Origin of the sequence: Aquabacter sp., from assembly GCF_965279295.1 — a bacterium.
Taxonomy (GTDB): domain Bacteria; phylum Pseudomonadota; class Alphaproteobacteria; order Rhizobiales; family Xanthobacteraceae; genus Aquabacter.
The window spans coordinates 111,475-126,119 of sequence record NZ_CBDIHQ010000010.1 but is presented as its reverse complement, the minus strand read 5'-3'; the positions used below and the strand labels follow the sequence as shown (position 1 = coordinate 126,119).

The 14,645-nt window shown below is 66.7% G+C and carries 12 protein-coding genes; 9 read left to right on the top strand and 3 right to left on the bottom strand.

Features of this window, described 5'->3' with window-relative positions; translation table 11 throughout:
- Nucleotides 1-43 precede the first annotated feature (43 nt).
- The 7 genes from ADADO0_RS04065 (at nt 44) to ADADO0_RS04035 (ending at nt 10,764) form a co-directional block, all read left to right on the top strand.
- Complete coding sequence (locus ADADO0_RS04065; protein ID WP_511303809.1) at nt 44-538, top strand: F0F1 ATP synthase subunit B family protein; 495 nt, start codon at nt 44-46, stop codon at nt 536-538.
- A 72-nt stretch (nt 539-610) separates the two neighbouring features.
- Nucleotides 611-1,786 (top strand): DUF459 domain-containing protein, encoded by a 1,176-nt coding sequence (locus ADADO0_RS04060; RefSeq protein ID WP_511303808.1) that lies wholly within the window; start codon nt 611-613, stop codon nt 1,784-1,786.
- A gap of 350 nt (nt 1,787-2,136) precedes the next feature.
- Nucleotides 2,137-3,084: a zinc metalloprotease HtpX gene (gene htpX / locus ADADO0_RS04055; RefSeq protein WP_511303807.1), complete on the top strand. Its 948-nt coding sequence runs from the start codon at nt 2,137-2,139 to the stop codon at nt 3,082-3,084.
- Between the two features lie 90 nt (nt 3,085-3,174).
- Entirely contained in the window at nt 3,175-4,512 is a 1,338-nt protein-coding gene (locus ADADO0_RS04050) for an RsmB/NOP family class I SAM-dependent RNA methyltransferase (protein WP_511303806.1), read from the top strand.
- Between the two features lie 16 nt (nt 4,513-4,528).
- Entirely contained in the window at nt 4,529-6,307 is a 1,779-nt protein-coding gene (locus ADADO0_RS04045) for a heparinase II/III family protein (protein WP_511303805.1), read from the top strand.
- A 53-nt stretch (nt 6,308-6,360) separates the two neighbouring features.
- Nucleotides 6,361-7,950 (top strand): bifunctional phosphoribosylaminoimidazolecarboxamide formyltransferase/IMP cyclohydrolase, encoded by a 1,590-nt coding sequence (gene purH / locus ADADO0_RS04040; RefSeq protein WP_511303804.1) that lies wholly within the window; start codon nt 6,361-6,363, stop codon nt 7,948-7,950.
- Between the two features lie 147 nt (nt 7,951-8,097).
- Nucleotides 8,098-10,764, top strand: coding sequence for a bifunctional acetate--CoA ligase family protein/GNAT family N-acetyltransferase (locus tag ADADO0_RS04035; protein WP_511303803.1), 2,667 nt, complete (start codon nt 8,098-8,100; stop codon nt 10,762-10,764).
- 178 nt (nt 10,765-10,942) lie between these two features.
- Here ADADO0_RS04035 and ADADO0_RS04030 read toward each other — a convergent pair whose 3' ends face one another.
- Complete coding sequence (locus ADADO0_RS04030) at nt 10,943-12,283, bottom strand: dihydroorotase (RefSeq protein ID WP_511303802.1); 1,341 nt, start codon at nt 12,281-12,283, stop codon at nt 10,943-10,945.
- 72 nt (nt 12,284-12,355) lie between these two features.
- Here ADADO0_RS04030 and ygfZ point away from each other — a divergent pair, with 72 nt between their 5' ends.
- Nucleotides 12,356-13,198, top strand: a complete 843-nt coding sequence (gene ygfZ / locus ADADO0_RS04025) for a CAF17-like 4Fe-4S cluster assembly/insertion protein YgfZ (protein WP_511303801.1) — start codon at nt 12,356-12,358, stop codon at nt 13,196-13,198.
- A 108-nt stretch (nt 13,199-13,306) separates the two neighbouring features.
- On the opposite strand, the gene ADADO0_RS04020 is transcribed toward ygfZ, so the two are convergent.
- Nucleotides 13,307-13,540: a hypothetical protein gene (locus ADADO0_RS04020; protein ID WP_511303800.1), complete on the bottom strand. Its 234-nt coding sequence runs from the start codon at nt 13,538-13,540 to the stop codon at nt 13,307-13,309.
- 75 nt (nt 13,541-13,615) lie between these two features.
- Here ADADO0_RS04020 and ADADO0_RS04015 point away from each other — a divergent pair, with 75 nt between their 5' ends.
- On the top strand, nt 13,616-14,206 hold the full coding sequence (locus ADADO0_RS04015; RefSeq protein WP_511303799.1) for a DNA-3-methyladenine glycosylase I: 591 nt from the start codon (nt 13,616-13,618) through the stop codon (nt 14,204-14,206).
- On the opposite strand, the gene ADADO0_RS04010 is transcribed toward ADADO0_RS04015, so the two are convergent.
- Nucleotides 14,207-14,644, bottom strand: a complete 438-nt coding sequence (locus tag ADADO0_RS04010; protein ID WP_511303798.1) for a GNAT family acetyltransferase — start codon at nt 14,642-14,644, stop codon at nt 14,207-14,209.
- Nucleotide 14,645 lies beyond the last annotated feature (1 nt).

Genomic DNA, 14,645 nt, shown 5'->3' with positions numbered 1-14,645 from the left:
GCGCCGCGCGGGGTCGAACGAGACGGGTGATCGAGGATCCGCCATGAATGAAATGGAATTGGCCGAACTCTGGGTCGCCATCGCCTTTTTCCTGTTTGTCGGCATCCTGCTTTATTACGGCGTCCACCGGACCCTGACTTCGGCGCTTGATGCACGCGGTGCGCGCATTGCTGCCGAGCTGGACGAGGCCCGCCGCCTGAAGGAAGAAGCCCAGAAGCTTGTTGCGGAATACAAGCGCAAGCAGCGCGAGGCCGAGACTGAAGCGGAATCCATCGTGACCGCTGCCCGCGCCGAGGCCGAGCGCCTTGCCGCCGAAACCCGCGCCAAGCTTGAAGACTTCATCGCCCGCCGCACCCAGATGGCGGAAGACAAGATCGCGCAGGCCGAAACCCAGGCCCTGGCCGATGTCCGCGCCTTCGCGGCGGATGCCGCAGTGAAGGCCGCCGAGGGGCTGCTCGCGAATGTCGCCAACGAGGCTGGCACTGCGGAGCGTCTGATGAGCGCGGCAATCTCCGACGTGACCATCAAGCTCAACTGAGACCGCCACGCGCGGTATGATCATTTTCCGGGCCATCTTGAAACGGCCCGAGAGCTGCGTCATGTCTTGCGGATGACGCGCGTTCCCAGCCATCGCCCACGCACCGGTTTCGTGATGCTCGCCGCGCTTTTGTGCGCGCTCGGGCCGGGCGGCGCTGTGGCTCAGGACATTCTGCGGCCGCCGGGAAACGTTCCCCGTCCGCCGGCGAACGTGCCGCAGGGCGGCGGATTCAACCTGTTCGGCGGGTGGCACATATTCCCGCAGCAGCAGGCGCCGGTCCAGCCGCCCGCGCCCAAGCGCCCGCCCCCGGAGCCGGAAGGGGCGGTGTTCGATTCCGCGGCCGATGCCGTTCAGGGCAAGAAGCAGCCGCCGACGAAGTTCGTGCTGGTGCTGGGCGACCAACTGGCGGGGCAACTCGCGCAGGGCCTGGCCGATCTTTACGTGGGAGACCGCTCCAATCCCGCCATTATCGACCGCAGTGAGGATGACGAGGGGTTTCTGCCCCCCGAGCAGCACGGCGGCCCGGAAATCCTGGCTCGGTTGCCGGAGGCTATCGCCGCCGCCAAGCCCAACGCCACCATCGTCGCGCTTGGCTCCAATGACCTGCGGCCAATCAAGGACGGCGATCAATTCGTCGAGCCGATGACCGACCGTTGGGTGGAGCTTTACGGCAAGCGGATCGATGACGTGCTGGCCGCTCTGCGCACCCGCGTCGGCGGGCTCATCGTGGTGGGACCCGCACCGGTGCAGAACCCCGCCACCTCCACCATGTATGAGCGGCTCAACGACATTTTGCGCACCCACGCGGCGCGGGCAGGGGCGGGGTTTGTCAGTGTGTGGGACGGTTTCCTGGACGAGGATGGAAAATACGCGGCGTCCGGAGCCGCTGTGGACGGCCAGCGACGCCGGCTGCGCCAGGCGGATGGCGTGCACTTCACGCGCGCCGGCGGCCGGAAACTCGCCTTCTTCGCCCAGAAGGACGTGACCCGGCTCCTGGCTGAACCCAGCCCTGAGACACCTTCATCGGGCCCGGCAGCTGACGGCTCGCGCCCAGCGTTCTCGCTCAGCGACGGCCCGCGCGGGGCAAATGCCCTTGCCGGGGCGACCGCCGTTCCAGCCTCTCTTCCATTGGGGGAGGCGGCCCGTGCCTTGGTGGAGGGCGCCCCCATTCCAGCAACGCCCGGCCGCGCCGATGATCATGCATGGCCACCCGGACAGCCCGTCCCACCGGCATCTCCCGCCCCGTGATCGCCTCCTGTCCCGGATCGGGACGGCGCGTGCAATAGGCGGGATCGCATGCAGAACGAACCCAGCGCGAATCGCTATCAAGCTGAGGATCGTGTTTTGTTCTACGCGCCCGAGCCTGTGTCCCGCTTCGGGACAGTTCGCCGGATCGTTGGGCACACAGTAGGAACGGAGGTGGCACGAATCGGTATCGTGCAGATGGTCCGCTTGTGTTCCCGCCCGCTTCTGCCCTTGCGGCACTGCGCCCGCATTCCCATCCTATTCATGTCATTGCGCGTCATGGCGCGCGGGAAAGCCTGCGACATCGGTCACAGGGAAGATGGGTTCGCGGCATATGCCGCGTGGAGGAGATGATGAATTACGTTCGGACGGCGATCCTGCTTGCGGGTCTCACCGCCCTGTTCATGGTGGTTGGCTTCGCCATCGGCGGGCGGGGCGGCATGATGATCGCCTTCGTCGTGGCCGCCGGAATGAACCTTTTCAGCTATTGGAACGCCGATAAGCTGGTGCTGCGCATGTATGGCGCGCGGGAGGTGGACGACCGAACGGCGCCCGATTTCGTGCAGATGGTCCGCGAGCTGGCTACCCGGGCACAACTGCCCATGCCCAAGGTCTATCTCATCGATAATCCGCAGCCGAACGCCTTCGCCACCGGCCGCAACCCGCAGAACGCGGCCGTAGCGGCCACGACCGGCCTCATGCAGATGCTCAATCGTGACGAGATCGCCGGGGTGATGGCCCACGAACTGGCCCATGTGAAGCACCACGACACCCTCACTATGACGATTACCGCCACCATCGCCGGCGCCATTTCGATGCTCGCAAACTTCGGCCTGTTTTTCGGCGGTAGCGGAAACCGGGAGAACAACGGCTCGCCGTTCGGCGCCATCGGTACGATCCTGATGGTGTTCCTGGCCCCGCTCGCCGCAATGGTGGTGCAGATGGCGATTTCCCGCTCGCGCGAATATGTGGCGGACCGGAGCGGCGGGGAAATCTGCGGCCAACCCCTGGCCCTCGCGTCGGCATTGGCGAAGATTTCAGGCGCCGCCCATCAGGTGCCCAACTATGAGGCGGAAGCCAACCCCGCCACGGCGCATATGTTCATCATCAACCCGTTGTCGGGCCAGCGGATGGACAATCTCTTCTCCACCCATCCCGCCACCGAAAACCGCATCGCTGCATTGCAGGAACTCGCCCGTCAGATGGGGCCGGGACGCGGAAATGTCTCGCCGCGTCCCGCAGCAAAAGGACCGTGGGGCGGCGCGCGTTCGATTGGAGAGCGGCGCGGCCCATGGGGCTGAGGATGGGTGAATTGACCTCGTTTGGCGCCAAATGACCCCTGCGCTCCGGCAAAGGTTGCCTTCTCACGCGCGAAAGCTTAGGTGCCTGGGATGACAACCCCCTCCCGTACCCGTCCCACCGGCGCTCGCCCGGTCCAGCCCGGCCTCACCGCGCGGCTTCTTGCCGCCGATGCCCTTGATCGTGTGCTGCGCGCGGGCACGCCGCTGGAAGATGCCCTTCAGGATTCGCCCGGCCTTGAGCCGCGTGATCGGGCGCTTGCTTTCCACATTCTGGCCGCCAGCCTGCGGCGCCTCGGCACGCTCCGCGCGGTGCTTGGCACGCTTCTGACGAAGGGCCTGCCGCGTTCGGCGCCGAAGGTCGAGGCGGTGCTGCTCACGGGTGCGGCGCAGATCCTGTTCATGGACGTACCGGACCACGCAGCGGTCGGCCTTTCCGTCGAGATCGCGCGCGGCGACAATTCCACAGCCGGCTTTTCCGGCCTGATTAACGCGGTCTTGCGGCGGCTCACCCGCGAGGGGCCAGGTCTTCTCGCTGCTGTCGACACCATCGCGGTTGATACGCCGGAATGGCTTCGCGCGCGCTGGACAGCCACTTATGGGGAGGAGCAGGCACGCGCCATCTCCGCCATCCATGCGTTCGAGCCTGCCCTCGACATCACGGTGAAATCCGACCCCGAAGGCTGGGCGGAAAAACTCTCCGGCGAAGTGCTGCCCACCGGCAGCATCCGCGTGCTGGAAGCCGGCCCGGTTCGCGCCTTGCCAGGCTACGAAGACGGGGAATGGTGGATTCAGGACGCCGCCGCTGCGCTGCCTGCGCGCCTGCTCGGGGACGTGCGCGGCATGAAGGTGGCCGACCTCTGCGCCGCGCCGGGCGGCAAGACCGCGCAGCTCGTGGTGGCCGGCGCCCATGTCACGGCCATCGACCGCTCCACCGAGCGCCTGCGCCGTCTGTCCGAAAATCTGGCGCGTCTGAAGCTCAAGGCAGAGGTGGTGCAGGCGGACGCCGGAGCCTATTCCGGCGGGCCGTTCGATGCAGTGCTGCTCGACGCGCCGTGCACCGCCACGGGTACCCTGCGGCGGCATCCCGACATCGCCTGGAGCAAGCGTCCCGATGATGTGGGCGCGCTTGCGGTGCTGCAATCGCGGCTTATCGGCCACGCCTTCGATCTGGTGCGGCCCGGCGGACTTCTGGTCTTTTCCACCTGCTCGCTGGAGCGGGAGGAGGGGGAATTGCAGGTGGAAGCCCTTCTGGCCACCCGCCCGGACGCGGAACGCGTGCCGATTTCGGGAAAAGATGGCGCTGCGGTTGCGGCGTTCACGACTCCTCAAGGTGATTTGCGCACTCTGCCTTCGGACTGGGTGCGGGGAGAGCCGGAGCGTTCCGGCCTCGACGGCTTCTTTGCCGCCCGTATGCGCAAACGCGGATGAGGACCGTCTCGTCGGAATGACCCGAGGAGCCATTGCAGAACGCCTGCGCCTCGCGGCCTTCCTCGCGGGGCGATCCTGGCGTTCACTCGTCTCGCGCACCCCAGCTGCGCCGCTGACGCTCGGAAACGTTGCTGTACCGGTGCCCGAGCGGCTGCTGATCGCGCCGCAGGATCTGCGCACCGGCGATGCCACCCGCGCCAGCGAGATCTATGCCGGCCGCTTCGCGTTCGCCGGCAAGATCGCCATGCTTGAGGGCAAGACTCCCTTCGAGCTTGAGCCGCCCTCCGAGGAATGGGCGGAGATTCTCCATGGCTTCGGCTGGCTGCGCCATCTGCGCGCCGCCGGCACGACCATCGCCCGCGCCAATGCCCGTGCGCTGGTGGGCGACTGGATGCGCAACCCCGGCGTGGCGCGAAACGTCGCGGTCCGACCGGATGTCGCCTCGCGTCGCATCATCTCCTGGCTGACCCAGGCGCCGTTCGTGCTTCAGGACGCCGACCACGATTTCTACAAGCGGTTCATGCGCTCCCTGGCCAAGCAGGTGCGCCAGCTTCGCCGCGCGGCGGGGGATGCGCCCGATGGCTATTCCCGCCTTATCGCGCTGATCGCGCTGGTGTTCGCAGGGCTGTGCATGTCGGACCAGACCCGCCTGCTGCGCGCCGCGCAGAAGCGGCTGGTGGAGGAACTGGACCGGCAGATTTTGCCTGACGGAGGACCGCTGACCCGCAGCCCCGGCATGCTGATCCTGCTGCTGCTGGACCTGTTGCCGCTGCGCCATGCCTTCGCAGCACGCAATCAGCCGGCGCCGCCAGCCTTGATGAATGCCATCGACCGCATGATGCCGATGTTGCGCTTTTTCCGTCACGGCGATGGCGCGTTCGCGCTGTTCCACGGCATGAGCCACACGGCGGCCGACCAGCTTGCCACCATCCTCGCCTATGACGACGCGCGCGGCGCACCGGTGGCAAATGCGCCCCATTCCGGCTTTCAGCGGTTGGAGGCCAAGGGCACGGTCGTGATCGCGGACACCGGCGCGCCGCCTCCGCTCGCCGCCAGCAGCGATGCCCACGCAAGCTGCCTGTCGTTCGAGATGTCGTCGGGCCGCCACCGTATCGTGGTGAATTGCGGCATGACCGAAGTGAACCGCGACCGCTGGCGGGGCGCAGCCCGCGCCACGGCGGCGCATTCCACCGTGGTCATCGGCGATACCTCTTCGTGCCGCTTTCTTCAGGGTGGGCGGTTCGCGCGCGCCATGGGGGCGCCAATCGTTTCCGGGCCGCGCAATGTTCCGGTCCAGCGCGGCGGGCGCGATGGCGCCATCCTGGTGCGGGCGCGTCACGATGGCTATGCCGAGCCCTTCGGCGTGCTGCACCAGCGGTCCTGGCGTCTTTCGGCCGACGGTAGCCGGCTGGATGGAGAAGACCAATTCAGCGCGTCGATCAGCAAGGATGCGACCGGCAAGGGTGCCGCCGATAAGGCGCCTCTGCCGGCTGTGTCCTTCACCGGGCGCTTCCATCTCCACCCGTCCATCGAAGTGGAACGGCTGGACGACCCCTCAACCATCCTTCTCACGGTGCCCGGCGGAGAAGCCTGGGCATTCGTCGCGCCGAACCAGACGGTGCAGGTGGAGGAAAGCGTCTATCTCGCTGCTCCGGACGGCCCGCGCCGCAGCCTCCAGCTGGCGGTTACCGGCTCACTAGCGGAGAGTTCGCGCTTGTTGTGGACGCTGGTGCGCACCAAGGAAGGCGACGAGCCGCGTGGCGGCCATGCACGGGGTGCACGGCGCGGCGGGTGACGGCCGGCGCGCGCCATGTTAGGGCGAGCCAGCCGCGATCCGGAGTTGTCTCAATGCCTGTCGATGTCCGTCCCGTCACCCGTGCCCTCATTTCGGTGTCCGACAAGACCGGCCTCATTCCCTTCGCCACGGCACTCGCCAAGGGTGGCGTGCAACTCCTCTCCACTGGCGGAACCGCAAAAGCGCTGGCCGATGCGGGGCTGGAAGTGATGGACGTTGCCGAACTCACCGGCTTCCCCGAGATGATGGACGGACGGGTGAAGACCCTGCACCCCAAGGTGCATGGCGGCATCCTGGCGATCCGCGCCGACGCCGGACACCAGGCGTCCATGGCCGAACACGACATCGTTCCCATCGATCTGGTGGTGGTGAACCTCTATCCCTTCGAGGCGACCATCTCCCGCGGCGCGGATTTCGAGACCTCGATCGAGAATATCGACATCGGCGGACCCTCCATGATCCGGGGCGCAGCGAAGAACCATAACGACGTCGCGGTGGTGGTGGATGCTGCCGACTATGAGGCGGTGCTCGGAGAAATCTCCCTGCATGGCGGCACGACGCTGGCGCTGCGCCGCCGGCTCGCCCAGACCGCCTATGCCCGCACAGCCGCCTATGACGCGGCGATCTCCAACTGGTTTGCCAGTGAACTGAAGCTGACCGCGCCGGCCTATCGCGCCACCGGCGGCAAACTGCTGGAGGAGTTGCGCTACGGCGAGAACCCGCACCAGACCGCAGCCTTCTACGCCACCGCCGAGCAGCGCGCCGGCGTCGCCACCGCTCGGCAGGTGCAGGGCAAGCAACTGTCCTTCAACAATATCAACGACACCGATGCGGCCTTCGAGTGCGTGGCGGAGTTTCGCCCCGAGCGCACGGCGGCGGTGGTGATCGTCAAGCATGCCAATCCGTGCGGCGTCGCCGAGGGGACATCGCTTTCCGACGCCTATCGCAAGGCGCTGGCGTGCGACCCGGTTTCGGCGTTCGGCGGCATTATCGCCGTGAACCGCCTGCTGGACGCCGAGGCGGCGCGGGCCATGACCGAGATCTTCACCGAAGTGATCATTGCGCCCGATGCCACCGAGGAGGCGATCGCCATGATCGCTGCCAAGAAGAACCTGCGCCTGCTGCTCACCGGCGGCCTGCCCGACCCGAGGGCGCCCGGCCTCAACATCCGCACCGTGGCCGGCGGCCTGCTGGTCCAGGGCCGCGACACGGCGGTGGTAGATGAGATGGCGCTGAAGGTCGTCACCAAGCGCGCGCCCAGCGAGGCGGAACTCGCCGACCTGCGGTTCGCCTTCCGAGTGGCCAAGCATGTGAAGTCAAACACCATCGTCTATGCCAAGAACCTTGCGACGGTCGGCGTCGGCGCTGGCCAGATGAGTCGGGTGGATTCGGCGCGCATCGCCGCCCGCAAGGCGCATGATGCCGCCGAGGCTGCCGGCCTGTCGGAGCCCATGACCAAGGGATCCGTCGTCGCTTCAGACGCCTTCTTCCCGTTCGCAGACGGGCTTCTCGCAGCGGGGGAAGCGGGTGCGACGGCTGTGATCCAGCCCGGCGGCTCCATGCGCGATCCCGAAGTCATTGAGGCAGCGGATGCGGCGGGGCTGGCGATGGTGTTCACCGGCGTGCGACACTTCAAGCACTGAGGCGAGGGCGGAGCGAAAGGTCCTCTCCTGCGAGGTTGAGGGCTTTTCGCGCACGACATTGTTGCGTCGCATCAATGCGACATCGAACGGCTAAGAGCATACGGACGGCGAAGACTTCCAGCGGCAGACCCCAGCGAGGCAGTCCCCATGACCACCCGCAATCTCGACGCGCTGTTCCATCCCTCCGCCATCGCCCTCATCGGCGCCAGCAACCGGCCAGGTTCGGTCGGGTCCGTGATCGCTCGCAACCTGTTCGAGGCTGGGTTCGAGGGGCCGATCCTCACCGTCAATCCCAAGGAGCGAGCGATCCGCTCCTCGCTCAACTACGCGAGCGTCGCCGATCTGCCGGTGCCGGTGGACCTCGCCGTGATCGCGACGCCGCCCGACGCCATTCCACAGGTGATCTCGGACCTGGGCGCCAAGGGCTGCCGTGCGGCCGTGGTCATCACCGCCGGCTTCGGCGAAGGGGATAAGGTCGAGGGCAAGGAGTTGCGCCAGAAGATGCTGGACGCTGCCCGTCCGCACCTTTTGCGCATCGTCGGGCCCAACTGCATCGGCTTCATGTCCACCGGGCCGCGCATCAATGCCAGCTTCGCGCATCTGATGCCCAAGGCGGGGGACGTGGCCTTCGTCACCCAGTCAGGCGCCATGGCGGCGGCGGTGCTCGACTGGGCGCATGCGCGGGGCTTCGGCTTCTCCCACATCATTTCGCTTGGCGACATGGCCGATGTGGATTTCGGCGACCTGCTGGATTACCTCGCCCTCGACAACAAGACCCGCGCCATCCTGCTCTATGTGGAGAGCATCACCGACGCGCGGAAATTCATGTCCGCCGGCCGGATCGCCGCCCGATCCAAGCCGGTGATCGTCATCAAGGCCGGCCGGAGCGCGGCGGGGGCGAAGGCGGCGCTGTCCCATACCGGGGCGTTGGCCGGGGCGGATATCGTCTATGACGCGGCGTTCCGGCGCGCCGGCATGCTGCGCGTGTACGAATTGCGCGAACTGTTCGAGGCGGTCACGACGCTCTCCTCCGGTCTGAGGCTGAAGGGCGAGCGGCTGTCCATCCTCACCAATGGCGGCGGGGCGGGGGTTCTGGCGACGGATGCGCTGGAAGGCACGGCTTTGAGCCTCGCGACCCTGGATCCCGCCACCATCGAACAGCTTGATAAGGTGCTTCCCAACACCTGGTCGGGCGCTAATCCCGTGGACATCATCGGCGATGCCCCTGGAAAACGCTATGCGGATGCTCTCTCCGTCCTGTTGTCGGATCGCAGCTCCGATGCCGTCCTTGTGCTGAACTGCCCTACGGCCGTGGCGGATTCCACCGAGGCGGCGGATGCCGTCATCGATGTGCTCGCGCGCCATCGCGGCACCCCGGTTCTCACCTGCTGGCTCGGCGAGACCGCAGTTGCCGAGGCGCGGCGCCATTTCGCCGCCAAGCGGGTGCCGACCTATGAGACGCCCGATGAGGCGGTTCGGGCATTCGCGCACCTCGCCTCCTATCGCCGCAACCAGGCGCTGCTGATGGAGACCCCGCCCGCCCGCGCCTTCGACGATCCAGATCGGGGGCGGGCGCGTGAGGTCGTGCGGCAGGCGCTGGCGGCGGGCCGCTCCATTCTGACCGAGTTCGAGGCCAAGGAGGTCCTTGCTGCCTACGACATCCCGGTGGTCGCCACCCGGATGGCACGCTCGCCGGAGGAGGCCGCCGCGCTGGCCGAGGAAATCGGCTTTCCCGTCGTGCTCAAAATCCTGTCTCACGACATCACCCACAAATCCGACGTGGGCGGCGTGCGGCTCGATTTGCAGAATCCGGAGGCTGTGGCGGAGGCGGCCACCATGATGCTGGCGACAGTCGCCCAGCGACGACCCGGCGCGCGCATCGAGGGCTTCACCGTGCAGCAGATGATCCAGCGCCCGGAGGCTCAGGAGCTGATCGTCGGCATCTCCAACGATGCCACCTTTGGGCCGGTGATCCTGTTCGGGGAGGGCGGCGTTGCGGTGGAAGTAATCGCCGACCGCGCGGTTGCCCTGCCGCCGCTCAATCGCCGGCTGGCGCGCGAAATGATCGAGTGCACCCACATTTCCCGCCTGCTCGCCGGTTATCGTGATCGCGCGCCCGCCGACATGGCGGCGATCGAGGCGACGCTGGTGAAGATTTCCGATCTCCTGGGCGACCTGCCGGAAATCGCCGAACTGGATATCAACCCGCTGTTGGCGGATTCCCAGGGCGTGATCGCGCTGGACGCGCGCATCGTCGCCCATGAGGCTGCGGAAACCGGCACCCGGCGGTTCGCCATCCGCCCCTATCCCACGCGGCTCATCGGCACCATTGCCTTGAGCGACGCGCAGGTGCTTCAGCTTCGTCCGATCCGCCCGGAGGACGAGCCCGGCCTCGTGGACATGGTCCGCCGCTCCGATCCGCAGGACGTGCGCATGCGGTTTCTCGGCTCTATCAAGGATTTCCCGCACCTCATGGCGGCCCGTCTCTCGCAGATCGACTATCACCGCGAGATGGCGCTGGTGGCGGCGAACGATGCCGGCGAGATTCTGGGCGTGGTGCGGATCATCGCCGACCCGGACAATGAGGAGGCGGAATACGCCATCATGGTCCGATCGGACCAGAAGGGGCGGGGGCTCGGCTACGGGTTGATGAGCGAAATCCTGAAATACACCCGTCAGCAGGGGCTCAAAAGGGTATTCGGCGACGTGCTGCGCGAAAACCAGCCGATGTTGCGCGTGGCGGAGGATTTGGGCTTCACCGTCCGGGCGGGCGCCGACGATCCAACCCTGACACGGGTCGATCTGACGTTGTGAAGGGCAGGCTGCGGGTCTCCGCGCCTGCCCCGCAAGCGAGAACTCGGCAAAATGGATTCGGCACGCTTGCGGAGCGTCCCGATTGTTTGCGCGCAAAGGCTGGGCAGTTTCTAACGAAATTATGCGGGATGTGAGCCTGAAGCACGATATCCCGGATCACCACCTGTGCCGAAACCGGTCAGCCCCTGGGCTGCAAGGTATCCAAGAAGCGGACGGCGGCGCCGCCGGAGGGGCCGGTGAGTTGGCCTTCCCACATCACCTTGCGGCCGCGCACGAAGGTGCCCACGGGCCAGCCGGTGACCTCTTTGCCGTCATAGGGCGTCCATTTGGAGCGCGAGGCGATCCAGTCGTTGGTGATGGTGGCGCGCCGCTTCAGGTCCACCACCGTGAAATCGGCGTCGTAGCCCACCGCGATCCGCCCCTTGCAGGCGATGTTGAACAGGCGCGCCGGGCCGGCGCTGGACAGGTCCACGAACCGCGCCAGCGACAACCGCCCGTTCGCCACATGGTCCAGCATCAGCGGCACCAGGGTCTGCACGCCAGTCATGCCCGAGGGGCTCTCAGGATAGGGCTTGGCCTTCTCCTCCAGCAGGTGGGGCGCGTGGTCGGAGCCCAGCACGTCCACCACGCCGTTGGCGATGCCTTCCCAGAGCATGTCGCGATGGCGCGCTCCGCGCACCGGCGGGTTCATCTGGGCGAGGGTGCCGAGGCGCTCGTAGCATTCCGGCGCCGCCATGGTGAGATGGTGCGGCGTCACCTCGGACGAGGCGACGTCGCGATGGGCGGCGAGATAGAGGATTTCCTCGGCGCTGGTCACATGCAGCACATGGACCCGCGCGCCGACCTCGCGCGCCAGGGTGATGAGGCGGCGGGTGGCGGTGAGCGCCGTGATTTCGTCGCGCCAGACCGGGTGGGAGGAGGCGTCGCCCGGCACGCGCAGGGGCTTGCGCTCGTTCAGGCGCGGCTCGTCCTCGCAATGGAACGCGGCGCGGCGGCGGATCACCTTGAGGATCGCCTTGACGCCGGGATCGTCCGCCACCAGCAGCGAGCCGGTGGACGAGCCGATGAACACCTTGATGCCCGCCGCGCCGGGCAGACGCTCTAGTTCGGGCAAATCGGCCACATTCTCGTGGGTGCCGCCGACATAGAAGGCGAAATCGCAATGCATGCGGTTGGTGCCACGCTTCACCTTGTCCGCCAGCGCCTCTGCATTGATGGTAAGAGGATTGGTGTTCGGCATCTCGAACACGCCTGTTACCCCGCCCATGACCGCCGCGAGGGAGCCGCTTTCCAGATCTTCCTTGTGTTCAAGGCCCGGCTCGCGGAAATGCACCTGGGTATCGATCACGCCGGGCAGGATGTGCAGGCCGGTGCAATCCACCACATCGCCGGCCTGGGCGGCCGAGAGATTGCCGATGGCACGCACCGCGCCGTCCTTCACGCCGACGTCGCGCACGGCCGCGCCGTCCGGGGTGACGACGGTGCCGCCTTTTAGGAGGAGGTCGAAGGTCTCAGCCATCGGTGCACACTCTCTTGAGAGGGATCGATGGGGGCTTTAAGTCTCCTGTTCAAATCTGACAAGGACCGGGCCATGCCCATCAGCTTTCTTTCCGACCGCGCCGTGCTCCGGGTTTCCGGGGCTGAGGCGCGGCATTTCCTGCACAATGTCGTCACCTGCAACGTCGAAACCCTGGAGCAGGGCGGTGCGCGCTTCGGTGCGCTGCTGACGCCGCAGGGCAAGATCATCAGCGATTTCCTGGTGCATCTGCCGGTGGGAGAGCCGGAAATCTTCCTGCTCGACGTTCCCCGCGCCCTTGCGGGCGACCTGATAAAGCGGCTGACGCTCTATCGCCTGCGCGCCAAGATCGATCTGGTGCTGGGAGAGGGTCTGGCGATCGCCGCCGCCTGGGGGGACGCGTCCTTGCCCGAAGGGGTGGACGCCTTCGCCGATCCGCGCCTGCCGGCGCTGGGGTATCGCCTTCTGCTCTCCCGCGCCGAGGCGGAGGTGCTGGAGGGCGACAGCGCGGCCTATGAGGCGCATCGCATTTCGCTCGGCATCCCGAAGGGTGGCGCCGATTTTGTCTATGGCGATGCCTTCCCGCATGAAACCGACATGGACCAGTTGGACGGCATCGACTTCAAGAAGGGCTGCTATGTCGGCCAGGAGGTGGTGAGCCGCATGCAGCACCGCGGCACCGCCCGCACCCGCACCGTCATGGCCACCTTCGATGCGGCGCCCGAGGCTGGCGCGGAAATCTTCGCCGGTGAGAAGCCGGTGGGCCGCATCGGCTCCTCGGCGCATGGCCATGGCATCGCCCTGGCGCGCCTGGACCGAGTGGCGGATGCGCGGGCGGCCGGGTTGCCGCTGATGGCGGCCGGCGTGGAGGTGGTTTTGAGCAAACCGGATTGGGCACGGTTTGCGATGGGCGAGTGAGTTATTCGGCGGGGTCGGAGTGGCGGGGGCGGTCAAGACGCGTCGCGCCATACCCCATCGCGATGACCACGAGGGGTAAAATGACGTAAGCGTAAATCCAAAGCGCGGTCATTTCAGACGTCCGAGAATGCCTTTTGCCAGCAAGTGTAGCATTGCCGCCGCAAACAGCCAAAATGCGCTGCCGACGAAGATAAGAGCATTCGCCTGCATCACAGCCATGCTTCCGATACCATATAGGACGGCAGCCGCCGGCCCCAACACGCCCACAGTCAGACATGCAGTGGATGCCCGGTCCAAGGCGTTGGCGGTCAGCTTGGTTCTTTCGTTATGGATCAAGCTCATGGACAAAGTGCCGTACCGGGGACAGCCGGTCGTTTCGGGTCGCGTCCAATCTCAACTTTAAGTTACAGGGACCCAATGAGCCTAGCCACCCTCCATCCCGACGGAAAGCATCGCTGCCCCTGGTGCGGCACGGACCCGGTCTACATGGCCTATCACGACACCGAATGGGGCGTGCCGGAGCGGGATTCGCGGGCGCTGTTCGAGAAACTGCTGCTGGACGGCTTCCAGGCCGGGCTCGCCTGGATCACCATCCTGCGCAAGCGCGACAATTTCCGCCGGGCGTTCGAGGGGTTCGATCCCGAGGTCATCGCCCGCTACGATGAGGCGAAGAAGGACGCGCTGATGGCGGATGCCGGCATCGTGCGCAACCGCGCCAAGATTGAGGGGGCGGTGCTGTCCGCCCGCGCCTATCTCGACCTTCGGGATAAAGGCGCCGATTTCTCCCAACTCATGTGGGAGAGCGTCGGCGGCGAACCATTGGTGCGACGGCCCGCCATGCTTTCGGATATTCCGGCCGAGACCGCGCAATCCACGGCGCTGTCCAAGCGGCTGAAGGAGGCCGGGTTCAAGTTCGTCGGCCCCACCATCGTCTATGCCGCCATGCAGGCGTGCGGACTGGTGGATGACCATCTCGCCGACTGCCACCGGGCCAAGCCGCGCGATTAGCTATTTTCCGTCGAGCCGCTTCCCGTCGAGCCGTTTGGAGAACACGATGCGCGGCTCTTCCTCGTAGCCGATGGCACCATAGAACGCGCGCACCTGCTCGTTTTCCGGCCGTACCAGGAGCATCAGCTTGGGTACGCCGCGCCCCCGCAGCCAATCCTCGGCGGTCTGGCTCAGCGCGCGGCCGAGGCCGGTGCGGGCGAGGCGCGGGGCGACGGCGAGGTAATAGATCCACCCGCGATGTCCGTCATGGCCCACCATGGCCGAGCCGACGATGGCGCCCTCCGACCGCGCCACCAGAATGGTGGAATGCGGACCCCGGCGGGCGAGGGCGATGTCGGCGCGCGGATCGTTCCAGGGCCGGGTCAGACCCGTCTCGGTCCAAAGCGCAACCAATGCCTCGGCGTCCTCGTCGCCCATATGCGCGATCACTGGGGTCATT